Origin of the sequence: Streptomyces sp. NPDC004609 (assembly GCF_042873655.1) — a bacterium.
GTDB lineage: Bacteria > Actinomycetota > Actinomycetes > Streptomycetales > Streptomycetaceae > Streptomyces.
This window is the reverse complement of the sequence record NZ_JBIALS010000005.1, coordinates 195,595-217,024: the sequence shown is the minus strand read 5'-3', so window position 1 is coordinate 217,024 and position 21,430 is coordinate 195,595. Positions and strand designations below refer to the sequence as shown.

Here is a 21,430-nt window from a genome sequence, read left to right as displayed (position 1 = left end):
GGTCGGTTCAGAGCAAGCCCGGGGCAGGTCCGGCTCCTTGCAGGTCGGTTCAGAGCAGGCCCGAGGCAGGCCCGGCCCCTTCCGGCTCGGCCCAGGCAGGTCCGGGCGGTCCGAAGCAACCCGGGGCAGGCGCGGCCCCTTCCGGCTCGGCCCGGGCAGGTCCAGATCGGTTCAGAGCAAGCCCGAAGCAACCGGGGGCACGCCCAGCCCCTCCCGACTCGGTCCGAGGTAGATCCAGATCGGTTCAGAGCAAGCCCGGGGCAGGTCCGGGCGGTACCGGCCGCCCGCTCACTCCGTACGGCCCGGCGCGCGGTCTCTCAAGACGGCCCCGGCAGCCCGACGACCGGGTCACCCGGGCCTCCGCGCCGTACGGCAGCCGTGCCCGCCCGAAATGACCTCCGTACCGCTGCCCACGGCATACGGTCGCGCAGGCCCGGCCGACCAGGCACCCGCACATCCGGCGAAGCAGGCCCCCCAGCCCACCCGGGGCCGTACGGGAGTCATGCCCCTCCGAAACCTCTGCACCACCGCCCAGGCATCCGGCCGCGCAGGCCCCCGGGGCCGACCAGGCACCCGGCACATCCGGCGGACCGGCCACCCAGCCCGCCGGGGCCACCCCGCCCCGCCCACGCCGGGCCGAGCCAGGGCAGCCCGGACCGACCACCGGCGGTCGGCGGTCGGCGGTCGGCGGTCGGCGGTTGGCGGTCGGCGGTTGGCGGTCGGCTAGAGCGTCCGCAGGAGCACCGTCGGCTGCTCCACACAGTCCGCGACGTACCGCAGGAACCCGCCCGCCGTGCCGCCGTCGCACACCCGGTGGTCGAAGGTGAGCGAGAGCTGGACGACCTGGCGCACGGCCAGCTCCCCCTGGTGCACCCACGGCTTGGGCACGATCCTGCCGACCCCGAGCATCGCCGCCTCCGGGTGGTTGATGATCGGGGTGGAACCGTCGACGCCGAACACCCCGTAGTTGTTCAGCGTGAAGGTGCCGCCCGTCAGTTCGGCGGGAGTCAGCCTCCCCTGCCGGGCCGACTCGGTCAGCCGCCCGAACTCCTCGCTCAGTGACTCGGCCGAGCGGCTGTGCGCGTCCCGCACGACCGGGACGACGAGCCCGCGCTCGGTCTGCGCGGCGAACCCCAAGTGCACCTCGGGCAGCCGCACGATCTCCCGGGCCTCCAGATCCACCGTGGAGTTCAGCTCGGGATAGCGGGCGAGGGCCGCCGTGCAGATCCGGGCGAGCAGCGCGAGGAGCGATATCTTCGGCCCGCCCGCCGCGTTCATCGAAGCCCGCGCGGCCATCAGCTCCGTCGCGTCCGCGTCGACCCAGCACGTGGCGTCGGGGATCTCGCTCCGGCTGCGGGACAGCTTGTCGGCCACGGCCCCGCGCACTCCGCGCAGGGGTATCCGCTCGCCCCTGGTGACGGCAGGGGCGGGGGCGGTCACCTGCTCGGGGGTGGGCGGCGCTTCGACGGCGGCCCGCATGGCGTGCTCGACGTCCGCGCGCAGGATCAGCCCGTCCGGGCCGGAACCGGTCAGCCGCCGCAGGTCCAGCCCGTGCTCCCGGGCGAGCCGCCGCACGAGAGGGGAGATCACGGCCACGGGCCCGCCGCCCGCCCCGTCACCGAGCACCCCGTCACCGGCCGTCACGGTCCCGACGCCCGACCGGTCCGCCCGGACGGCGGTGGCGACGGACCCGCCGGTCGCGGTGGCGGAACGCTCCGGAGCAGCGGGCGGCGCGGCGGGTGCGGTGGCCGCCGCCGGGGCGACCGGAGCCGGCCGGACCCGCCGCCGACGGGCCGCGGGCGCCCCCGTCCCGTACCCGACGAGCACATTGCCGGACGATTCACCGCCGCTTCCAGCCGTCCCCGAGCCGCCGCCCGGGGAACCGCCCCCGGGGGATCCGGCGGAACCGGGGGATCCGGGGGAACCCGTTGAACCGGTGGTCCCCGAGGACGCCGAAGAATCCGCGGCACCGGGCCCCAAGGAGTCCGGTCCGCCGTCCGCCGCGCCCACCGCGACCGTGATCAGGGGCGCCCCGACCGGAAGTTCCGTACCCTCCTCGCCGAAGCGGGCGGTCACCACACCCCCGTAAGGGCAGGGCACCTCCACCATCGCCTTGGCCGTCTCGACCTCGACGACGGGCTGGTCGACGGCGACGACATCGCCCACCGAGACCAGCCAGCGCACGATCTCGGCCTCGGTGAGTCCCTCCCCGAGATCCGGCAACCTGAATTCGAGCACCTGAGCCATCAGCTCTCCGCCTCCCACTGCAACCGCGCCACCGCGTCCAGCACCCGGTCCACTCCAGGCAGATGGTGCCGCTCCAGCATCGGCGGCGGGTAGGGAATGTCGAATCCGGTCACCCTCAGCACGGGTGCCTCCAGGTGGTGGAAGCAGCGCTCCGTCACCCGGGCGGCGATCTCGCCCCCCGGACCGCCGAATCCGGTCGCCTCATGGACGACGACCGCCCGCCCCGTGCGCCGCACGGACGCGCAGACCGTCTCGTCGTCAAACGGCACCAGGCTCCGCAGATCGACGACCTCCAGGTCCCAGCCCTCGGCGGCCGCCGCCTGCGCCGCCTCCACGCAGACCGGCACGGAGGGCCCGTAGGTGATGAGGGTGGCGCTGCTGCCCCGGCGGCGGACCACGGCCCGCCCGATGGGCTCGACCGCGGCCGGCGACTGAGGAGACCAGGCCGCCTTCGACCAGTACAGCCGTTTCGGCTCCAGGAAGATCACCGGATCGTCGGAGGCGATGGACGCCCTGAGCAGCCCGTACGCGTCCTCGACCGTCGCGGGTGTGACGACATGGAGCCCTGGGGTCGCCATGTAGTACGCCTCGGAGGAGTCACTGTGGTGCTCGACGCCGCCGATGCCCCCGCCGTACGGAACCCGGACGGTGATCGGCAGCGGCATCGCGCCCCGGGTGCGGTTGCGCATCCGGGCCACATGGCTGATCAGCTGCTCGAACGCCGGATAGGCGAAGGCGTCGAACTGCATCTCCACGACCGGCCGCAGCCCGTACATCGCCATGCCGACGGCGGTGCCCAGAATGCCCGCCTCCGCCAGCGGCGTGTCCGTGCAGCGGGCGTCGCCGAACTCCGCGGCGAGCCCGTCCGTGACCCTGAAGACCCCGCCGAGCGTGCCGACGTCCTCGCCCATCACATGGACGGACGGGTCCTCCGCCATGGCGTCGCGCATGGCGCGCTGCAGCGCCTGCGCCATGGTGGCGGGCTTCACCGCGGGCGCGGCCTGGGGTGGGGTCGTGGCGGTGGTCATCGTGTCTCTCCCTCCGCGCCTGACGGGTCCGCGTCGAGTCCCTCGGCGTCCAGCTCGGCGCGCAGCTGCGCGGCCTGCTCCCGCAGCTGGCCGGTCCGCTCGGCGTAGACATGGGCGAAGAGGTCCATCGGGTCGAGCCCCGCGTCCGCGTTCATCCGCTCGCGCAGCCGTGCCGCCATCGTCTCGGCGGCCTCGGTGACCGACGCCCTCCGGTCGTCGTCCAGCAGACCCCGCTCGGTCAGCTCGCGCTCCAGGAGCAGGATCGGGTCGTGGTCGCGCCATGCCTCGACCTCGGCGTCGCCGCGGTAGCGGGTGGCGTCGTCCGCGTTCGTATGCGCCTCCATGCGGTAGGTCACGGCCTCGATCAGCGTCGGGCCGCCGCCGTGGCGGGCTCTCGCCACGGCCTCGGAGAGCACCTGGTGGACCGCGGGCGCGTCGTTCCCGTCGACGAGGCGGCCCGGCATCCCGTAACCCACCGCCTTGTGGGCGAGGGAGGGCGCGGCGGTCTGCTTGGCCAGCGGTACGGAGATCGCGAAGCCGTTGTTCTGCACCAGGAAGACGACGGGGGCCCGCCACACGGCCGCGAAGTTCAGCGCCTCGTGGAAGTCGCCCTCGCTGGTGCCGCCGTCGCCGACCATGGCGAGGGCGACGACGTCGTCCCCCTTGAGCCGGGCCGCGTGGGCCAGTCCCACGGCGTGCGGCAGCTGGGTGGCGAGGGGAGTGCACAGGGGGGCGATGCGGTGCTCGTACGGGTCGTACCCGGTGTGCCAGTCGCCGCGCAGCAGGGTCAGGGCCTGCACGGGGTCCAGGCCGCGCGCGACGGCCGCGAGGGTGTCGCGGTAGCTGGGGAAGAGCCAGTCCCGGTGCTCCAGCGCCAGCGCGGCCGCCACCTCGCACGCCTCCTGGCCGGTGCTCGACGGATAGACGGCGAGCCGTCCCTGCCTGGTCAGAGCGGTCGCCTGGGTGTTGTACCGACGGCCGCGGACCAGCTCGGCATACAGCGTGAGCAGCAGCTCGGGGTCGGCACCGGCGGCGGCGTCGGTGCCGAGCACCCGGTACGGCTCGGGGTCCGGGAGCAGGGGTGCGGGGTCGGTGCGGGGCCGCCACGCCGGGGGCGGGGTGGGCCGGTACGCGACGGCCCCGGGCAGCTCCTGCACCGTCATGCTGCTCTTTCGCAACGCGAGCACCTCCTCGTGGGAGCGACTGGGGAGGCGGCCGGCTGTGACCCGCCTCACCTACCGATTGTTCGGTCGTTGACGCAATTTGGCTACAGGCGGCTTCAGCCTGTGGACAAACGGTTCTCCACAGCCTGAGATAGGCACAGGTCGTCCATGACAGGGAGGCGGGGGGACATGGCAGCTGAACAAATGGCCGAGGGCGGGGACCGCACCGAGCAGACTCCTCCACCGCGGGCGCTCGATGCCATCGACCGCGACATCCTGCGCATCCTCCAGTCGGACGGACGCGCCTCGATACGTTCGGTCGCCGAGCGGGTCCATGTGTCACGCGCCAACGCGTACGCCCGGATCAACCGGCTCATCGACGACGGGGTGATCCGGGGGTTCAGCGCCCGTGTCGACCACGAGCGCGCGGGCCAGGGAGCCTCCGCCTACATCACGCTCAAGATCGTGCAGAACTCCTGGCGCACCGTCCGCGAGCAGTTGGAAGCGCTGCCGGGAGCGGCCCATATCGCCCTGGTCAGCGGTGATTTCGACGTACTGCTGCTGGTGCACACACCGGACAACCGCACCCTGCGCGAACTGGTCCTGACCCGGCTCCAGTCCATCCCGGAGGTGCTGTCCACCCGCACGCTGCTCGTCTTCGAGGAGACGGATCTCGATCCCGTGCCGGACTCCGGCCGGCCGAGCCGACCGAGCCATACGCTTCCGTCCCCGGACGCCGATCAGCTCTGAGGGGGTGCCTGATGGGATCAGCTCTGAGAGGGTGCTGACGGCGTCTCAGCCCCCCTGAGGCCCCGCCCGCAGCCCGTCGAACGCGATGCGCACCACCGTCTCGGCCAGCCGGTCGCCCTCGTATCCGCTGCCCGGATGCGGCCGGTACCACTCCACGAGGGAGTTCACCATGCCGAAAAGCAGCCTCGTGGCGAGCCGGATGTCGACATCCGCGCGGAGATCGCCGTCCGCCGCGGCCGCCTTCAGCAGGTCGGCGACCCTCTGGTCGAACTCCCGGCGGCGCTCCATCGCCCACCGCTCGGTCCTGGTGTTGCCGCGGACGCGCAGCAGCAGCGTCACATACGGCAGATCGGCCATCAGCACCTCCACGGTGCGCCGGGTCACGTACTCGACCCTTTCGATGGCCCGCCCGCGCTGCGCCCCCGGCTCGTCGAGCACGGCGAAGAGCCCGTCGAGCGCCCGGCTCACGGCCCTGCGCAGCAGCTCCTCCTTGCCCGCGACATGGTGGTAGATGGACGACTTGGAGATGCCCGCCGCCTTGGAGAGATGCTCCATCGACGTGCCGTCGTAGCCACGCTCGTTGAAGATGCGCACGGCCACCGTCAGCAGCGTCTCGGGCGTGTAGGTGTCGCGCTTGGCCGTGGTCATGAGACGTCGCCCTCTCCCGCGCACGTGCGCCGAACAAGCGCGAGGCCGGGGGCATAGCGCCCGCCCGGCACACATCGGTGGAGGTTCTCCAGCAGGGTGCGGGCCCAGCCGGCGGGCAGCCGGCGGTTCCATTCGAGGGGGCCGAGCGGGTAGTTCACCCCGAGCCGCATCGCCGTGTCGATGTCGTCCTCGGTCGCGACGCCCTTGGTGACCGCTTCGGCCGCGATGTCGATCAGCATCACGACGGTACGGGCGACGATCATGCCCGGTACGTCCTCGATGACGCTGACCTTCTTGCCGAGTGCCTGGAACAGCCCGGTCGCCTCCTGAAGGGTGCGTTCCGCGCCGTACGGGGCGGGGGCGAGCGCGATCCTGGTGGCGGCCCGGTAGTCGGGCGCGAGATCGAAGTGCACGAGGTTCCGTCCGGTGGCCGGCTCCCCCTGGGTGAGCTCCAGACGTCCTCCGCCGGGCAGCACCAGCCCGGTGCCCGTGTCGGCGTCCCGTCGGGTGACGGTGATGCCGGCCTCGGCGATCATGTCGAGCAGCTCGGCGGCGGGCCCCGGATCGCCTTGCGCGATGACATGGGCGGGGGCCTCGGCGGGAGCCGCGGTGCGCGGCTCGGGCCGGTCGGCGCCCTCCCCGTAGTCGTACCAGCCGCGGCCCGACTTCCGGCCCAGCAGCCCCGCCTCCACGAGCCGTCGCTGGGCCAGGGAGGGCGTGAACTTCACGTTCTGGAAGAAGGATTCCCATACGGAGCGCGTGACGGCCTCGTTGACGTCCTGGCCGATCAGATCGGTCAGTTCGAAGGGGCCCATCCGGAATCCGCCGCATTCACGCAGCACCGCGTCGAGGGTGGCGGGGTCGGCGCCCCGGTCCTCGTGGATAGCGAAGGACTCCGCGTAGAAGGGCCTGGCCACGCGGTTGACGATGAACCCGGGCAGATCGGCGCAGCGCACCGGGGTCTTGCCCCAGGCCGCCACGGTCGCCCACGCGCGCGTGGCGGACTCCTCGTCCGTGGCGAAGCCGCTGACGACCTCGACGAGGGGGAGCAGGGGAGCGGGGTTGAAGAAGTGCAGTCCGACGACGCGGCCGGGCCGCTTCAGGGCGCCCGCGACGGCGGTGACGGAGAGGGAGGAGGTGTTGGTGGCGAGCAGGCAGTCGTCCGCGACGATCGCTTCCAGGGCGGTGAACAGCTCCTGCTTGACCGTCGGTTCCTCGACGACCGCCTCCACGACGAGCGCCGCGTCGCCGAGCCGGGCGAGATCGTCCGCCGGGTGCAGCCGGGCGCGCGCCCGGTCCCGCTCGGCGGCGTCCATACGCCCCTTGTGGACCAGCCGGTCCAGCTGGGCACCGATGCCGTCCGCCGCCTGCGCCGCCCGCCCCGGTACGGCGTCGTAGAGCCGTACGGGGTGGCCGGCGGTGAGGGCGACCTGGGCTATGCCCCGCCCCATGGCGCCGGTGCCGACCACGGCCACGACACGGCTCCGGTCGACGGGCCCCGGTGCGCCGGGGCTCTGCTCGGTGACGGTCATGGAGGTGATCCTCCCCGATGAGTTTTCCACAGGTTCGACAGGCCCCCTTGTACCGACCGATCGTTCGGTTACTCTAACTCTGTCGTTACGCCCCTGCCCAGCCCGACGAGGAGTTCGTCCGTCATGCAGCTGACCGAGACCCGGCTGACCAGCCACCGGGCGACGCTCGACCAAGCCCTCGAAGCGATCCGCACCCGTGCCTACTGGTCACCCCACCCCGAGCACCCCAAGGCGTACGGAGACAGCGCGCCCGCCGACGGCCTCGCGGCCTTCGAGGCGCTCCGCGGCACCCGCTTCGACCTCGACCAGCCGGGCACCGACGGCTGGACGGGCGCCGAAGTCTCTCCGTACGGCCCCGACTTGCGCATCGAGTACCCGCACCCCGATCCCGATGTGCTGCTCCCGGCCATGCGCGCCGCGATGCCCGCCTGGCGCGACGCCGGGCCCGAGCAGCGCGCCCTGGTCTGCCTGGAGATCCTCTCCCGGATCAGCGCCCGCACCCATGAGTTCGCCCAGGCCGTGATGCACACCAGCGGCCAGGCGTTCATGATGGCCTTCCAGGCCGGCGGGCCGCATGCCCAGGACCGCGGTCTGGAGGCCGTGGCGTACGCCTATCTGGAGCAGACCCGTACGCCGGCCGCCGCCGACTGGTCGAAGCCCCAGGGCAAGCGCGACCCGCTTCAGCTGCGGAAGACCTTCACCACGGCCGGCCGCGGTATCGCCCTGGTGATCGGCTGCAACACCTTCCCGACATGGAACGGCTACCCGGGCCTGTTCGCTTCCCTCGCCACCGGCAATCCGGTGCTGGTCAAGCCGCACCCCCGTGCGGTGCTCCCGCTGGCTCTCACGGTGCGTGTGGCGCGCGAGGTGCTCGCCGAGTCCGGCTTCGACCCGAATCTCGCCTCCCTGGCCGTGGACCGCCCCGGTGAGGGCATCGCCAAGAGCCTCGCGGTCCGCCCCGAGGTCAAGATCATCGACTACACGGGCTCCAGCGCGTTCGGCGACTGGCTGGAGGCCCACGCCCGCCAGGCGCAGGTGTACACCGAGAAGGCCGGTGTCAACACCGTCGTCGTCGACTCCACCGACGACTACAAGGGAATGCTGTCCAATCTCGCCTTCTCCCTGTCCCTGTACAGCGGCCAGATGTGCACCACCCCGCAGAACCTGCTGATCCCGCGCGACGGCATCCCCACGGACACCGGTCACAAGTCGTACGAGGAGGTGGTGGGTGATCTCGCCGCCTCGGTCGGCGGTCTGCTCGGCGACGACGCCCGGGCGAACGCGCTGCTGGGCGCGCTGGTCAACCCCGAGGTGAAGAGCCGTCTGGAGGGAGCCGCCGGGCTGGGCGAGGTGGCGCTGGACTCCCGGGAGGTCATCAACCCCGACTTCCCGGACGCGGTCGTCCGCACCCCGGTGATCGTCAAGCTCGACGGCGCCAAGCCGGATGCCGAGGGGGTCTTTCTGTCCGAGTGCTTCGGCCCGGTCTCGTTCGCCGTCGCCGTGGACTCGACGGCGGACGCGCTGGACCTGCTGCGGCGCACGATCCGCGACAAGGGCGCGATGACGGTCGGCGCGTACACCACGTCCGAGGAGACCGAGCGCGCTCTTGAGGAGGTGTGCCTGGACGAGTCGGCGCAGCTCTCCCTCAATCTGACCGGCGGGGTGTACGTCAACCAGACGGCGGCGTTCTCCGACTTCCACGGCTCCGGCGGCAATCCTGCGGCGAACGCCGCCCTGTGCGACGGCGCGTTCGTCTCGAACCGCTTCCGGGTGGTGGAGGTCCGGCGCCAGGCATGACCGCCGGTCCGGGCCCCGGTGCCGGCCGTGGCCCCGCATCCCCTCGGGGGCCACGGCCGGCACGGCGGACCGGGCCCGTCACGGGCCCCTGGACGACCGGAGACGTCACCGGGCCCTGGACGGCCGAGACACCCCAGAGGGATCCGGCGGAGGAGCCCACGGGGCCGTCGGAGCGGCACCGGGACACGCTTGCGCGGGCCGGGGCGGTCGGCGGGCTCTACGGGGACGGGATCCGCGCGTGCCGCTGCACCCAGGCATGCATGGCGATCGCCGCCGCCGCGCCCGCGTTGATCGACCGTGTCGAGCCGAACTGCGCGATCGAGCACACCATCGACGCGTGCTTACGGGCCTCGTCCGTCAGGCCGGGCCCCTCCTGCCCGAAGAGGAGCACACACCGGCGCGGCAGCTCGGTGCGCTCCAGCGGCACCGCCCCCGGGAGATTGTCGATCCCGATGATCGGCAGGTCCTCGTCCGCCGCCCACCCGGTCAGCGCGGGCGTGTCCGGGTGGTGGCGCACATGCTGATAGCGGTCGGTGACCATGGCACCGCGCCGGTTCCAGCGGCGACGGCCCACGATATGGATCTCCCGCGCGAGAAAGGCGTTGGCGGTCCGCACCACCGACCCGATGTTGAAGTCGTGCCCCCAGTTCTCCACGGCCACATGGAAATCGTGCCGCCGGGTGTCCAGGTCGGCGACGATCGCCTCGCGCGTCCAGTAGCGATAGCGGTCCACCACGTTGCGGCGGTCGCCCCCGGCCAGCAGCTCGGGGTCGTAGCGCTCGCCGGCGGGCCACGGCAGCGGATGCGGGCCCACGCCGATCTCGGGGCCGTACCCGTCGTCGTACTGGACCGGGTCGTCCGTGCGCTCGGGCTTCTCCGTGCGCTCGGACTCCTCCGGGCTCCGGGGCTGCTCGGGGCTCTGGGGTTTCTCGGGGTTCACGGGCAGTTCCTGGGTGGTGCTCACCCCACGAGCGTACGGGTGTGTCCGGGGCTCTCCTGTCGCTGCTCCGGCACCACCGGATCCCCGTCCGGCGCGGGCGGCTTCCCCGGTGTGCGCTTCAGCAGCCGGTCCCGCCCCCACGAGAACCGGGCACCCAGCCAGACCAGGAAGACGGTGGGCAGGAACACCGCGTCGGCGGCGATCATCGCCATCGAGAAGAACGGCAGGCCCAGGATGACGGCGATGCCCGCGTGCTCCATGATCATGACCACGAGCAGGACGTTCTTCACCCGGCGGTTGAAAAGGGTGAACGGGAACGCGACCTGCACGATGACCGTGACATACGTCAGCACCATGACGATCAGCCCCCCGGAGGCGAGCAGATCGGAGAGGGCGGGCCAGGGCGTGAAGTATTCGAGTTTGAGCGGGTAGTAGAGCGCGGTGCCGTCCTGCCAGCGTGATCCCTGGATCTTGTACCAGCCGGCGGTGGCGTAGATCAGACAGACCTCGGCCATGATCACGAGGAGGGCCGCGTTGTGGGCCAGGTTGGCGAGGCAGTCCAGCAGAATGCGCACCTGACCCCGGGGGGCGTACCGGTTGGCCGTCCACCACAGACCCAGCCCGATCCAGACCACCCACATGACCACCAGGAAGAACGCGCCGGTCCGGTTGAGCAAGGTGGCCGTGAGCAGGCCGAGTCCCAGCACCAGCCACAGCGCGGGGCCGACCCGGTCGTACGGGGGCTCCTCGGGAAGGCCGGGCGCCGCGCCCCGGCCGGCGGCCGCCCCGGCGGCGAGCGGCTCGGTCACGGACCGCTCGTCCGGGTACCGCTCGGCCGGGGATGTGCCGTTCGGGTGCCGGTCATGTGCCGGGAGGTCGTCCGGGTGCCGGTCGCCCGCAGGCCCGCCGGTCACGGACGGATGGGCCGCGGACCGCTGGGCCGGCTCCGCCGGGCTCACGGCCGCCGCGCGGGCCGCACGGCGCGCGTCCAGGGACCAGACCCGGCCACAGCGGGTGAAGACCAGATAGACGGCCATCAGATGGATGACGTTGTCGCCGCCGTCTCCCATGAGGATGGAACGGTTCTGGAGCGACAGCACCCCGACCATGAACAGCACGGACATCGTGCGCGTCCGCCAGCCGAGCATCAGCAGCAGACTGGAGAGCACGGCGAGTGCGTAGACCGCCTCGAACCAGATGACGCCGTCCGACCACATCAGCACGGTGAACGCGTCGTTGCCTGCGATCAGCTCGCGCCCCATCTCCCAGCTCCACGGCCCGTCCGGACCGTACAACTCATGGCGGTGGGGCAGCTCACGGAGGAGGAACAGCAGCCAGGTCAGGGCGAAGCCGATCCGGACGACGGCGCTCTGGTACGGGCCGAGGGCCGTCGCGGTGACCCGCTGGAGGAACCCGGCGGACTTGCTCGTGGATGTGTCGCTCACCGGTCGGCCTCCGTACGCCTCGCACGCTCGGTACCGCCGTTGTCGACCCCGCCCGGCAGATCGGCTTCGGTGACCGGCCACCACGGCAGTACGCGGTAGACGGGGCGGGTGTCGGTCTTCTCGCCGCTCCACACAGGCGCCTTCACGAAGGCCGACGAGGACCTGACCTGGACACGGTCGACGGAACCGCCGAGGTCGTGGCGTTCCAGGCGCAGCATCACGATCCGGCGCAGATAGGCCTCGGACAGGCGCCCGCGCGTTCCGGTGGCGCGTTCCTGGTTGTCGTGCGAGTTGGTGTAGAAGTCCCAGGCCCGGCGCAGTTCGTTCTGCGAGGTGTGACTGGGGAGGAGAGAACCGCGTATCGCCCGGACGTCCTCGGCGGTCAGATCGATCCAGTCGGTGGTCCTACGGTCACCGTCCGGTGTTCTGACCTCGGCTTTCACCTGTACGGCGATGTTCTGCTGGAGCGGATTGGGAGCGAAGAGCTTCCAGTTCTGTTCGAACTCGGGGTAGATCCACGCGTCGATGCCCTTGCCGTAGTGCTTGGTGACCGTGTTGGACGGTGAGACATGCAGAAACACCATGGTCAGGTGGACACAGGCGAGTAAAGCGACGAGTCCCAGGGCCAGGGCGGCGACGGCCTGGTAGGGGAGCGAGAGCGCCGCGATACCGCTGGACGGCGCCGCGGGCGCGGGCGTCCGGCCATCGGGACCGGCTGTGGAGCCGGGGCCGGCCGCAGGTCCGGAGCCGGAGCCGGGCGCGGCTTCCGAGGCGGCCGCAGGTCCCTGCTCGACGCCGGGCGTGGGCACGGGCGCGGCTCCGGAGGCGGCTCCGGGCTGGGGCCCGGGCAGCGGCACGGCCTCGGGACGAGGCGGGCTTTCGGCCCGAAGCACCGCGTCCGGTACGCCGGAGCCGGGTGCTCCGGCCCCCGGTATAGGGGGCTCCGCGGTATCGCGGTCGTGGCCGGGCGCCGGTGGCGCACCGGGCGTGGCCACCCGGTCGGCCCCGCGTGCAGGACCTGGTTCCCGCTGGTCCGGAGGCCGGGGCGCAGCGCCCGGGGACGCCCCGGAACGCCCGGCTCCCGCGCCCTCGACGTCATCGCCCTCGTAGGAGTTCATCCCGCCCCGATCCCCGCCCGGTCCCGCCTCGGTTATCCACAGGGTTGACACCCTAAGGGCCGCCGACTCACCATTGAAGTCCATGAACCGAACGATCGGTCGGTAGGGGGTCCGGATGACGGCAGTGACTGCGGATACGGCGGAGATGTACGAGGCGGTCTTCGACGCGGCCGTGGCGGCGGACGAGCGCGTTGAGCCCCGCGACTGGATGCCGGACGCCTACCGGGCGACCCTGGTCCGGCAGATGGCACAGCACGCGCACTCCGAGATCATCGGTATGCAGCCCGAGGCGAATTGGATAACCCGCGCGCCCTCCCTGCGGCGCAAGGCCATCCTCATCGCCAAGGTGCAGGACGAGGCGGGCCACGGGCTGTATCTGTACAGCGCGGCGGAGACCCTGGGCACCAGCCGCGAGGAGCTGCTGGACAAGCTCCACGCCGGCCGCCAGCGATACTCCTCCATATTCAACTACCCGACGCTGACCTGGGCCGACGTCGGTGCGATCGGCTGGCTGGTGGACGGAGCCGCGATCACCAACCAGGTCCCCCTCTGCCGCTGTTCCTACGGCCCCTATGCCCGTGCGATGGTCCGGATCTGCAAGGAGGAGTCCTTCCACCAGCGCCAGGGGTACGAGCTGCTGCTCACCCTCTCCCGTGGCACACCCGCCCAGCACGAGATGGCCCAGGACGCGGTGAACCGCTGGTGGTGGCCGTCGCTGATGATGTTCGGCCCTCCCGACGACGAGTCGGCCCACTCGGCGCAGTCCATGGCCTGGAAGATCAAGCGTCACTCCAACGACGAGCTGCGCCAGCGCTTCGTGGACATCTGCGTCCCCCAGGCCGAGGCGCTGGGCCTCTCCCTCCCCGACCCCGACCTGCGGTGGAACGAGGAGCGGGGCCACCATGACTTCGGCGCCATCGACTGGTCCGAGTTCCACGAAGTCCTGAAGGGGAACGGGCCGTGCAATGAGCAGCGGCTCGCCCAGCGCCGCCGCGCGCACGAGGAAGGCGCCTGGGTCCGGGAGGCCGCGGCGGCCTATGCGGACAAGCACCGGGGCGGCCGGCAGCAGACCCCCCGGACCCCGGAGCCCCAGGAGGCGACCGCATGAGCAGCTCGAAGGACTGGCCGCTGTGGGAGGTCTTCGTGCGTTCGCGGCGCGGCCTGTCCCACACCCACGCGGGCAGCCTGCACGCGCCGGACGCCGAAATGGCGCTGCGCAATGCCCGGGATCTGTACACCCGGCGCAATGAGGGCGTCTCCCTGTGGGTCGTGCCCTCCACCGCCATCACGGCCTCCTCGCCGGACGAGAGGGATCCGTTCTTCGAGCCGGCCGGCGACAAGCCCTACCGCCATCCGACCTTCTACGAGATCCCGGAAGGGGTGAAGCACCTGTGACGACGACCGCCCATGCCGCGGCACTGGCCCTCGGCGACGACGCGCTGGTGCTCTCGCACCGGCTGGGGGAGTGGGCCGGCCATGCGCCCGTCCTGGAAGAGGACGTCGCCCTCGCCAATATCGCGCTGGATCTGCTGGGGCAGGCCAGGGTCCTGCTGTCCCTCGTCGGGGACGAGGACGAGCTGGCGTATCTGCGCGAGGAGCGGGCCTTCCGCAATCTCCAGCTGGTCGAGCAGCCGAACGGCGACTTCGCGCACACCATCGCCCGCCAGCTCTACTTCTCGGTCTACCAGCGCCTGCTGTACGGGCGGCTGGCGGCCTCGGACGGCGAGTTCGCGGACCTCGCGGCGAAGGCGGTCAAGGAGGTCGCCTACCACCAGGACCACGCCGAGCACTGGACCCTGCGGCTCGGCGACGGCACCGCGGAGAGCCATGAGCGGATGCAGCGGGCCTGCGACGCGCTCTGGAGGTTCACGGGCGAGATGTTCCAGCCCATGGAGGGCCTGGATGTCGACTGGCCGGCGCTGGAGGCGCGCTGGCTCGAATCGGTGACGGCCGTTCTGCTGCGGGCGACCCTGACCGTGCCGGCCGGACCGCGGTCCGGCGGCTGGGCGGCGGGTGCCGGACGCCAGGGCCTGCACACCGAGTCCTTCGGCCGGATGCTCGCCGAGATGCAGCATCTGCACCGCAGCCACCCGGGGGCGTCATGGTAACCGGCATCCGTCGGGGAGCCGCCCCGGCCCCGGCGCCGCAGCCGCCCGGGACCGCCGGTCCGCGGGAGCCCGAGACGGCGCCCCGCACCGGGGATACCCGGCTGGAGGCCGAGCTGCGGCGCCTCGTGGGCTCGGTGCCCGATCCGGAGCTGCCGGTGCTGACGCTGGCGGAGCTGGGTGTGGTGCGCGGGGCACGGCTGCTGGGCCCCGGCCGGGCCGAGGTGACACTGACCCCCACCTACACCGGCTGCCCGGCGATCGAGACCATGACCGCCGACATCGAGCGGGTACTGCACGACCACGGCATACCGGATGTCTCGGTCGTCAGAGTCCTCTCCCCCGCCTGGTCGACGGACGACATCAGCGCGGAGGGCCGACGCAAGCTCGCCGAATTCGGGATAGCCCCGCCCCGTCCGCACGCGGCGGCAGGCCCCTCCGGGCCCCTTCCGCTCACCCTCTCCGTGCGCTGCCCGCACTGCGGCTCCACCGAGACGGAGCTGCTGAGCCGGTTCTCCTCCACCGCGTGCAAGGCGCTGCGCCGCTGCGTCGCCTGCCGTGAACCGTTCGACCACTTCAAGGAGTTGTAGATGTTCCACTCACTCCGGGTCGCCGCGGTCGAGCAGCTGACGGACGACTCGGTCGCCGTCACCCTCCGGGTGCCGCCCGAACTGCGGGAGACCTTCCGGCACACCCCGGGGCAGCATCTGGCCCTGCGCCGGGTGGTCCAGGGCGAGGAGATCCGCCGTACGTACTCGATCTGCGCCCCCGCCGTTCCTCCCGGCGCCGATCCCGTGCTGCGGGTGGGCATCCGGCTCGTCGACGGCGGCGAGTTCTCGACGTACGCCCTCAAGGAGCTGTCCGTCGGCGATCCCGTCGAGGTGATGCCCCCGATGGGCCGCTTCCTGCTCGACCCCCGCCCCGGATACTTCGCGGCGATCGTCGGCGGCAGCGGGATCACCCCGGTGCTGTCGATGGCGGCGACGGTGCTGGCGCGGGAGCCGAAGTCCCGGTTCTGTCTGATACGGAGCGACCGGACCATGGCGTCGATGATGTTCCTGGACGAGGTGGCCGATCTCAAGGACCGCTTCCCGGACCGCTTCCAGCTGGTCACCACGCTCTCGCGCGAGGAGCAGCAGTCCGGCCTGCCGTCGGGGCGGCTGGACCGGGAGCGGCTGAGCGGCCTGCTGCCCTCGCTGCTCCCGGTGGAGGATGTGGACGGCTGGTTCCTGTGCGGGCCCTTCGGGCTGGTCATGGGCGCGGAGCGGGCGCTGCGCGGGCTCGGTGTGGACCGGAGCCGTATCCACCAGGAGATCTTCCATGTGGACGACGGTTCGGCCCCCGCTCCGGCGCCCCTGGCGGCACCGGCCCATGCCTCGCTCACGGCGACGCTGGACGGTCGGTCGGGCACCTGGCCCGTCAAGGAGGGGGAGTCGCTGCTGGAGACGGTGCTGCGCGCCCGCTCGGACGCGCCGTACGCGTGCAAGGGCGGGGTCTGCGGCACCTGCCGGGCGTTCCTGGTCTCGGGCGAGGTGCGCATGGACCGGAACTTCGCGCTGGAACCCGAGGAGACGGACTCCGGCTATGTACTGGCCTGCCAGTCGCACCCGGCCACATCGGAGGTCGAACTCGACTTCGACCGCTGAGGTCCAAGGGGGCGGTGGACCATGACGCCACGGGGGCCGTTCTCTGGGCGGGGGCCGATCCCTTTCCGCCCGGGCGCAGCGCCGGGGCTTACCGCCCTGTGTTCATTTTCAGGAACCTGTTCTATCTTGACGATCCGTCAGATCCGGCGGTCCGCGTACGGGAGGACAGGGCTGTGGACTTCACCTTCACCGAGGAGCAGCAGGCGGCCGTCGAGGCGGCGAAGGCGGTCTTCTCGGATGTCGCGCCCGACGCGGTGCCGAGTCCGGCGCTCACACCGGGCGCGGTGGCCGAGGAGTTCGACCGACCGCTGTGGGCCAGGCTGGCGGACGCCGATCTGCTGAGCCTGGTGCTCTCCCCCGAGCGCGGAGGCGCGGGGCTGGACTCCATCGCGCTCTGTCTGGTGCTGCGCGAGTCGGCGAGGGTCCTCGCCCGGGTGCCGCTGCTGGAGACGAGCGCGGTCGCCATGGCCGTGGAACGTTACGGCGGCGCGGAGCTGGCCGACGAGCTCCTCCCCCGGGTCGGCCGCGGTGAGCTGGTGATCTCCGTCGGAGCCCATGGCCGCAGCGGTCACGACCCGGCCGAACTCGCCGTCGCCGCGCGGCGGGACGGCACGCGCCGCGTCGTGAACGGTGCGGGTACCGGGAGCGACGGGGGTCGGGGAGCGGCGCACCGGTCCGGGGACGGGGACGGCTGGGTGCTGGACGGTGTGCAGACGGGTGTGCCCTGGGCCCACTCCGCCGATCTGATCGCCGTCCCCGCGCACACCGGCGAGGGCCGTGCCGTTCTGGCGCTGGTCGCTCGGGACGCGCAGGGCGTCACGCTCGCCGAGCAGTTCTCCACCAGTGGCGAGCGGTATGCCGAGGTGACGCTGGACTCCGTGCGGATCGACGACCGCGAACTGATCGACGCCGAGGACGCCTGGGAGTGGCTGCGTCAGCTTCTGGCCACCGGGACCTGCGCGCTCGCCCTCGGCCTCGGTGAGCGGGTGCTGGCGATGACGAGTGAGTACACCGGAAAGCGCGAGCAGTTCGGGTTCCCGGTGGCGACCTTCCAGGCGGTCGCGATCCAGGCCGCCGACCGCTATATCGATCTGCGGGCGATGGAGGCGACTCTGTGGCAGGCGGCCTGGCGGCTGACACCCGCGAGGGGGAGCGCCGGGGTCGGCGGCCCGCTGCCGGTGGCCGGTGATGTCGCGGTGGCGAAGATCTGGGCCTCGGAGGGCGTACGCCGTGTGGTACAGACCGCCCAGCATCTGCACGGCGGCTTCGGCGCGGACACCGACTACCCGCTGCACCGGTATCACGCGTGGGCCAAGCAGCTGGAGCTCTCCCTGGGGTCCGCCGCGGCCCACGAGGAGGCCCTCGGCGACCTGCTGGCCGCCCATCCGCTCGGCTGAGACCGGGGCCCCGGGACGACGGCCCACGGTGCCGTACCGGGCCTCGGAGCACCCTTCAGCCCGCCTCCGGGCGACGGCACGACGGCCGGGCAACCCCCGATCGGCCGGGAGACCGGACAGCCGGGCCGCACACGGCCCGGACCGCGTGAGGCCCGCTCGGCGAGGTGACGCCTGTCCGGACGGCCAGGAAGGCCCACTCCGCACCGCCCGCCGTCTCGGCCGAGCCGGCCGACGCCGCCACGCAAACGGCCCGCACGGACGCCGAAGCGCTCAGGCACGCAGACGGCCCGCTCAGGCGCTCAGGCGCTCAGGCGCTCAGGCGCTCAGGCGCTCAGAGGACAAACGCCGGGCTGCCGTCGTCCGTGACCATCGGACGGCCCGCGCCCTCCCAGGCGAGCATGCCGCCGTCGACGTTCACGGCGTCGATGCCCTGCTGCACCAGATACTGGGTGACCTGGGCCGACCGGCCGCCCACCCGGCACATGACAAACGCACGGCGCCCCTCCGCCACCGCCTCGGTCACCTCGCCGAACCGGGCCACGAAGTCGCTCATCGGCACATGCAGCGCACCCTCCACATGCCCGGCCTTCCACTCGTCAGCCTCGCGGACATCGAGCACCAGGCCGTCGGACGGCACGGCGGCGGCATCCACCGAGGGCAGCGGGGCGAAATTCATGGGTCAAGCCTTCTCTCGTGGGGACCTCGTGGGGCGATGGCGGGAACAAGGACGTCAGCGCCCGGACACCTCGTCCGGGCCCGGCGTACGGACGGGCGAGCCCTGCCCGGCACTCCGGGAAAACTACTCCACCCACCGGGACAGTTCCCGCTCCCGCTCGGCGACCTGCGCGAGCAGCTGCTCGGCGATCTCCTCCAGCAGCCGGTCCGGATCGTCGGGTGCCATCCGGAGCATCGCGCCGATCGCGCTCTCCTCCAGTTCATGGGCGACGGCGGCCAGCAGCTCCCTGCGCTGCGAGAGCCACTCCAGCCGCGCGTACAGCTCCTCGGCCTCGCTCAGCCGATGCTCAGCGGGTACGGGCCCCGCCTCCCACTCCGCGGCCAGTTCGCGCAGCTGCTCCGCGTCACCGAGCCCATAAGCGGCGTTCACCCGCGTGATGAACTCCTCGCGTCTGGCCCGCTCCGGTTCGTCCTGCGCCAGATCCGGGTGCGCCTTACGGGCCAGCTCGCGGTAGAGCCTGCGGGCCTCCTCGCTCGGCCGCACCCGCTTGGGCGCTCGCACACGCTGACCGCTCAGCATCGCGCTGGCCTCGGGGGAGAGGCCGTCGGAGTCCATCCAGTCGTGGAACAGCTCGTCCACACCGGGCATCGGCATGACGATCGCCCGCGCCTCCTGCGCCTTGCGCAGGTCCTCCGGGTCACCGGTGCGGGCGGCTCTGGCCTCCGCGATCTGCGCATCCAGCTCGTCCAGACGCGCGTACATGGGCCCGAGCCTCTGGTGGTGCAGCCGGGAGAAGTTCTCCACCTCCACCCGGAACGTCTCCAGAGCGATCTCGAACTCGATCAGAGCCTGCTCGGCCGCGCGCACGGCCTTCTCCAGCCGGGCCTCCGGCCGCAGCTGCGCGTCCTGCTCTTCGTCGTTCCGGGTCGTCGGCCCGCCGGGCACATCGTGGGTCACCCGCTCAGCCTACGGGCGCGACCGGGCCCCGGGTCACACTCCCAGCTCAGCCGTGATCCGACCGCTCTTGATCGCCGACAGCAGCGCCGAGTGATCCGCTTCCGTGCGGTCCGCGTAGAGCACGGCGAAGGACGCCACAGCCTCGTCCAGCTCCTCGCTCTTGCCGCAGTAGCCGGAGAGCAGTCGGGGATCGGCGCTGTGGGCGTGGGCGCGGGCCAGCAGGGCACCCGTCATCCGCCCGTAGTCGTCGAGCTGCGCGGCGGTGAGCGCGGCCGGGTCCACACTCCCCTTGCGGTTCCTGAACTGCCGTACCTGGAAAGGCCGTCCTTCGACCGTCGTCCAGCCCAGCAGGATGTCACTGACGACCTGCATCCGCTTCTGGCCGAAGACCACCCTGCGGCCCTCGTGCTCGCTCTGCGGTGTCTCGAACCCGGCGGCGGCCAGATGGGGCAGCAGCGCGGACGCCCGTGCCTCCTTGACCTGGAGCACGAGCGGATCGCCCCGGTGGTCGAGCAGGAGCACCACATAGGAGCGGGTGCCGACGCTTCCGGTGCCGACGACCCGGAAGGCCACATCGTGGATCTCGTACCGCGCGAGCAGCGGCAGCCGGTCCTCCGACACTGTGCCCAGATAATCCGCCAGCGACGAGGCGACGGCAGCCGCCTCCGCGTCGGGCACCCGCCGCAGCACCGGAGGCGCGTCCACAAAGCGCCGCCGTTCGCCCTCCGCGTCCGAGAACGCCTCCGTCGCCTTGGCGGCAAAGCGGGCGCTGGTGTTGTTACGGGCCTTCTCCGAGACCCGCTCCAGGGTGCCGACCAGATCACGCGCGTCCGTGTGGGACACCAGCTCCTCATCCGCGATCGCGTTCCACGCGTCCAGCGCGGGCAGCTTCGCCAGCAGTCGCATGGTGCGGCGGTACGCGCCCACGGCGTCGAAGGCGGCGGCGCGGCATATGTCCTCGTCCGCGCCGACCACCCGGCCCGCCAGCACCAGCGAGACCGCGAGCCGCTTCAGGTCCCACTCCCAGGGGCCGACGACGGTCTCGTCGAAGTCGTTCAGATCGATGACAAGCCGACCGCGGGCGTCACCGTACAGACCGAAGTTCGCCGCGTGTGCGTCGCCGCAGATCTGGGCGCTCACACCGGTCGTGGGGGTGCCGACGAGATCGTGGGCCATCAGTCCGGCCGAGCCCCGCAGAAAGGCGAAGGGCGAGGCAGCCATCCGGCCGACCCGTATCGGCGTCAGCTCGGGCACCCGGCCCTTGCTGGACTCCTCGACGGCCTCGATCGCGTCCGGCCGGTCGACCGCCGGGACCAGCGAGTCGTGCGAAGACCTCGGCACCCGGTCCCGAAGCGCCTTGCCGATCTGCTTGGGCGACCGGGCGGCCTCCGCACCAGCGGTTCCGCGCCGTGCGAAGCCGGGTACCACCGGAATCCGTCCGCCGCCTGCGGAGCGGGCCTGCCCGTCGCGCCCACCCTCGGCGGAGCCCGCCGTCCCCGCCTGCGTAAGCCCTACCAGCGCCACCGACTCAGCCTCGCTCATGCACTGCCCCGCTCCCGTGCCTGTTCAACATCAATTGCCCATGACCGTACCGCCGCTTTCCGGCGGGCGTCTCCCCTGTGGGCAACTCCGAAGAGGCCGCCCGGAACAGCGAGCACCGGCGCCCCGGCCTCCAACCCCGGTCCTGCCCAGGTCCGTTCGGCCTCTCAGGGCGTCGTCGCAGAACGGCCACCCATCCGGCAATGTTTCACGTGAAACAGACAACGCGGATGTTCCACGGGAAACACCACCCGAGAGCCACCTCCCCCGCCAAAGCGGCCACCCTCACTCCGAGTCACCCCGCCCGGCCCGCCCGCGGCACCCGAGTGCCCAGCACCTGCGCCCTCGGCACAAGCCCCTGCCCGCTTCCGCTGAGCCCGAGGCCCCCAGCCCTTCGGCACAGGCCCCAGGCCCAGGGGGCATACTCGGGATCCCGCGCCTC

The 21,430-nt window shown here is 72.1% G+C and carries 19 protein-coding genes; 8 read left to right on the top strand and 11 right to left on the bottom strand.

Features of this window, described 5'->3' with window-relative positions:
- Positions 1–723: 723 nt before the first annotated feature.
- The 3 genes from ACFYT4_RS07150 to pdhA are packed head-to-tail and all read right to left on the bottom strand — an operon-like array spanning position 724 to position 4,438.
- On the bottom strand, positions 724–2,247 hold the full coding sequence (locus ACFYT4_RS07150) for a dihydrolipoamide acetyltransferase family protein (protein ID WP_389266100.1): 1,524 nt from the start codon (positions 2,245–2,247) through the stop codon (positions 724–726).
- Entirely contained in the window at positions 2,247–3,275 is a 1,029-nt protein-coding gene (locus ACFYT4_RS07145) for an alpha-ketoacid dehydrogenase subunit beta (protein ID WP_389266098.1), read from the bottom strand. The genes ACFYT4_RS07150 and ACFYT4_RS07145 overlap by 1 nt, the downstream gene beginning before the upstream one ends.
- Positions 3,272–4,438, bottom strand: coding sequence for a pyruvate dehydrogenase (acetyl-transferring) E1 component subunit alpha (gene pdhA, locus ACFYT4_RS07140; protein WP_389266276.1), 1,167 nt, complete (start codon positions 4,436–4,438; stop codon positions 3,272–3,274). Before pdhA ends, ACFYT4_RS07145 begins: the two co-directional genes overlap by 4 nt.
- Before the next feature lie 204 nt (positions 4,439–4,642).
- On the opposite strand from pdhA, the gene ACFYT4_RS07135 reads away from it, so the two are divergent.
- Positions 4,643–5,188: an Lrp/AsnC family transcriptional regulator gene (locus ACFYT4_RS07135; protein WP_389266274.1), complete on the top strand. Its 546-nt coding sequence runs from the start codon at positions 4,643–4,645 to the stop codon at positions 5,186–5,188.
- Positions 5,189–5,233: 45 nt separating this feature from the next.
- Here ACFYT4_RS07135 and ACFYT4_RS07130 read toward each other — a convergent pair whose 3' ends face one another.
- Both ACFYT4_RS07130 and ACFYT4_RS07125 read right to left on the bottom strand, forming a co-directional pair.
- The gene (locus ACFYT4_RS07130; RefSeq protein WP_389266096.1) at positions 5,234–5,836 is read right to left on the bottom strand and encodes a TetR/AcrR family transcriptional regulator; all 603 of its coding nucleotides are present in this window, start codon (positions 5,834–5,836) and stop codon (positions 5,234–5,236) included.
- Positions 5,833–7,368 carry a 3-hydroxyacyl-CoA dehydrogenase gene (locus tag ACFYT4_RS07125; RefSeq protein WP_389266094.1) on the bottom strand — a complete coding sequence of 512 codons (1,536 nt, stop codon included), beginning with the start codon at positions 7,366–7,368 and terminating at the stop codon, positions 5,833–5,835. The genes ACFYT4_RS07130 and ACFYT4_RS07125 overlap by 4 nt, the downstream gene beginning before the upstream one ends.
- A 123-nt stretch (positions 7,369–7,491) precedes the next feature.
- On the opposite strand from ACFYT4_RS07125, the gene paaN reads away from it, so the two are divergent.
- Entirely contained in the window at positions 7,492–9,165 is a 1,674-nt protein-coding gene (gene paaN, locus ACFYT4_RS07120) for a phenylacetic acid degradation protein PaaN (protein WP_389266092.1), read from the top strand.
- A gap of 217 nt (positions 9,166–9,382) precedes the next feature.
- Here paaN and ACFYT4_RS07115 read toward each other — a convergent pair whose 3' ends face one another.
- The 3 genes from ACFYT4_RS07115 to ACFYT4_RS07105 all read right to left on the bottom strand — a co-directional run bounded on the left by ACFYT4_RS07115 (position 9,383) and on the right by ACFYT4_RS07105 (position 12,359).
- Positions 9,383–9,985, bottom strand: coding sequence for a TrmH family RNA methyltransferase (locus tag ACFYT4_RS07115; protein ID WP_389266272.1), 603 nt, complete (start codon positions 9,983–9,985; stop codon positions 9,383–9,385).
- Positions 9,986–10,125: 140 nt separating this feature from the next.
- Entirely contained in the window at positions 10,126–11,550 is a 1,425-nt protein-coding gene (locus ACFYT4_RS07110) for an HTTM domain-containing protein (RefSeq protein ID WP_389266090.1), read from the bottom strand.
- Positions 11,547–12,359, bottom strand: coding sequence for a DUF5819 family protein (locus ACFYT4_RS07105; RefSeq protein WP_389266088.1), 813 nt, complete (start codon positions 12,357–12,359; stop codon positions 11,547–11,549). The genes ACFYT4_RS07110 and ACFYT4_RS07105 overlap by 4 nt, the downstream gene beginning before the upstream one ends.
- 424 nt (positions 12,360–12,783) lie before the next feature.
- Between ACFYT4_RS07105 and paaA the strand changes: the two genes are divergently transcribed.
- From paaA to ACFYT4_RS07075, 6 genes are all read left to right on the top strand, one after another.
- A complete protein-coding gene (paaA, locus tag ACFYT4_RS07100) occupies positions 12,784–13,776 on the top strand; it encodes a 1,2-phenylacetyl-CoA epoxidase subunit PaaA (protein WP_389266086.1) in 993 nt (330 codons plus the stop codon).
- Entirely contained in the window at positions 13,773–14,063 is a 291-nt protein-coding gene (gene paaB / locus ACFYT4_RS07095; RefSeq protein WP_389266085.1) for a 1,2-phenylacetyl-CoA epoxidase subunit PaaB, read from the top strand. The genes paaA and paaB overlap by 4 nt, the downstream gene beginning before the upstream one ends.
- Positions 14,060–14,776, top strand: coding sequence for a 1,2-phenylacetyl-CoA epoxidase subunit PaaC (gene paaC, locus ACFYT4_RS07090; RefSeq protein WP_389266083.1), 717 nt, complete (start codon positions 14,060–14,062; stop codon positions 14,774–14,776). The genes paaB and paaC overlap by 4 nt, the downstream gene beginning before the upstream one ends.
- Positions 14,770–15,363: a 1,2-phenylacetyl-CoA epoxidase subunit PaaD gene (paaD, locus tag ACFYT4_RS07085; protein ID WP_389266081.1), complete on the top strand. Its 594-nt coding sequence runs from the start codon at positions 14,770–14,772 to the stop codon at positions 15,361–15,363. The genes paaC and paaD overlap by 7 nt, the downstream gene beginning before the upstream one ends.
- Entirely contained in the window at positions 15,364–16,419 is a 1,056-nt protein-coding gene (locus ACFYT4_RS07080) for a 2Fe-2S iron-sulfur cluster-binding protein (RefSeq protein ID WP_389266079.1), read from the top strand. It abuts the gene before it with no gap.
- Between the two features lie 173 nt (positions 16,420–16,592).
- Positions 16,593–17,816 carry an acyl-CoA dehydrogenase family protein gene (locus ACFYT4_RS07075; RefSeq protein ID WP_389266077.1) on the top strand — a complete coding sequence of 408 codons (1,224 nt, stop codon included), beginning with the start codon at positions 16,593–16,595 and terminating at the stop codon, positions 17,814–17,816.
- Between the two features lie 331 nt (positions 17,817–18,147).
- On the opposite strand, the gene ACFYT4_RS07070 is transcribed toward ACFYT4_RS07075, so the two are convergent.
- From ACFYT4_RS07070 to ACFYT4_RS07060, 3 genes are all read right to left on the bottom strand, one after another.
- Positions 18,148–18,492, bottom strand: a complete 345-nt coding sequence (locus ACFYT4_RS07070; protein ID WP_389266075.1) for a rhodanese-like domain-containing protein — start codon at positions 18,490–18,492, stop codon at positions 18,148–18,150.
- A gap of 123 nt (positions 18,493–18,615) precedes the next feature.
- On the bottom strand, positions 18,616–19,449 hold the full coding sequence (locus ACFYT4_RS07065) for a J domain-containing protein (protein WP_389266073.1): 834 nt from the start codon (positions 19,447–19,449) through the stop codon (positions 18,616–18,618).
- Between the two features lie 33 nt (positions 19,450–19,482).
- Positions 19,483–20,991, bottom strand: a complete 1,509-nt coding sequence (locus ACFYT4_RS07060; protein ID WP_389266071.1) for a DUF2252 domain-containing protein — start codon at positions 20,989–20,991, stop codon at positions 19,483–19,485.
- Positions 20,992–21,430: the final 439 nt, after the last annotated feature.

Bases quoted from the DNA above. Each gene is read 5' to 3' on its own strand.
- ACFYT4_RS07150 (WP_389266100.1), bottom strand. From the start codon at position 2,247: ATGGCTCAGGTGCTCGAATTCAGGTTGCCGGATCTCGGGGAGGGACTC.
- ACFYT4_RS07145 (WP_389266098.1), bottom strand. From the start codon at position 3,275: ATGACCACCGCCACGACCCCACCCCAGGCCGCGCCCGCGGTGAAGCCC.
- pdhA (WP_389266276.1), bottom strand. From the start codon at position 4,438: ATGACGGTGCAGGAGCTGCCCGGGGCCGTCGCGTACCGGCCCACCCCG.
- ACFYT4_RS07135 (WP_389266274.1), top strand. From the start codon at position 4,643: ATGGCCGAGGGCGGGGACCGCACCGAGCAGACTCCTCCACCGCGGGCG.
- ACFYT4_RS07130 (WP_389266096.1), bottom strand. From the start codon at position 5,836: ATGACCACGGCCAAGCGCGACACCTACACGCCCGAGACGCTGCTGACG.
- ACFYT4_RS07125 (WP_389266094.1), bottom strand. From the start codon at position 7,368: ATGACCGTCACCGAGCAGAGCCCCGGCGCACCGGGGCCCGTCGACCGG.
- paaN (WP_389266092.1), top strand. From the start codon at position 7,492: ATGCAGCTGACCGAGACCCGGCTGACCAGCCACCGGGCGACGCTCGAC.
- paaA (WP_389266086.1), top strand. From the start codon at position 12,784: ATGACGGCAGTGACTGCGGATACGGCGGAGATGTACGAGGCGGTCTTC.
- paaB (WP_389266085.1), top strand. From the start codon at position 13,773: ATGAGCAGCTCGAAGGACTGGCCGCTGTGGGAGGTCTTCGTGCGTTCG.
- paaD (WP_389266081.1), top strand. From the start codon at position 14,770: ATGGTAACCGGCATCCGTCGGGGAGCCGCCCCGGCCCCGGCGCCGCAG.
- ACFYT4_RS07080 (WP_389266079.1), top strand. From the start codon at position 15,364: ATGTTCCACTCACTCCGGGTCGCCGCGGTCGAGCAGCTGACGGACGAC.
- ACFYT4_RS07070 (WP_389266075.1), bottom strand. From the start codon at position 18,492: ATGAATTTCGCCCCGCTGCCCTCGGTGGATGCCGCCGCCGTGCCGTCC.
- ACFYT4_RS07060 (WP_389266071.1), bottom strand. From the start codon at position 20,991: ATGAGCGAGGCTGAGTCGGTGGCGCTGGTAGGGCTTACGCAGGCGGGG.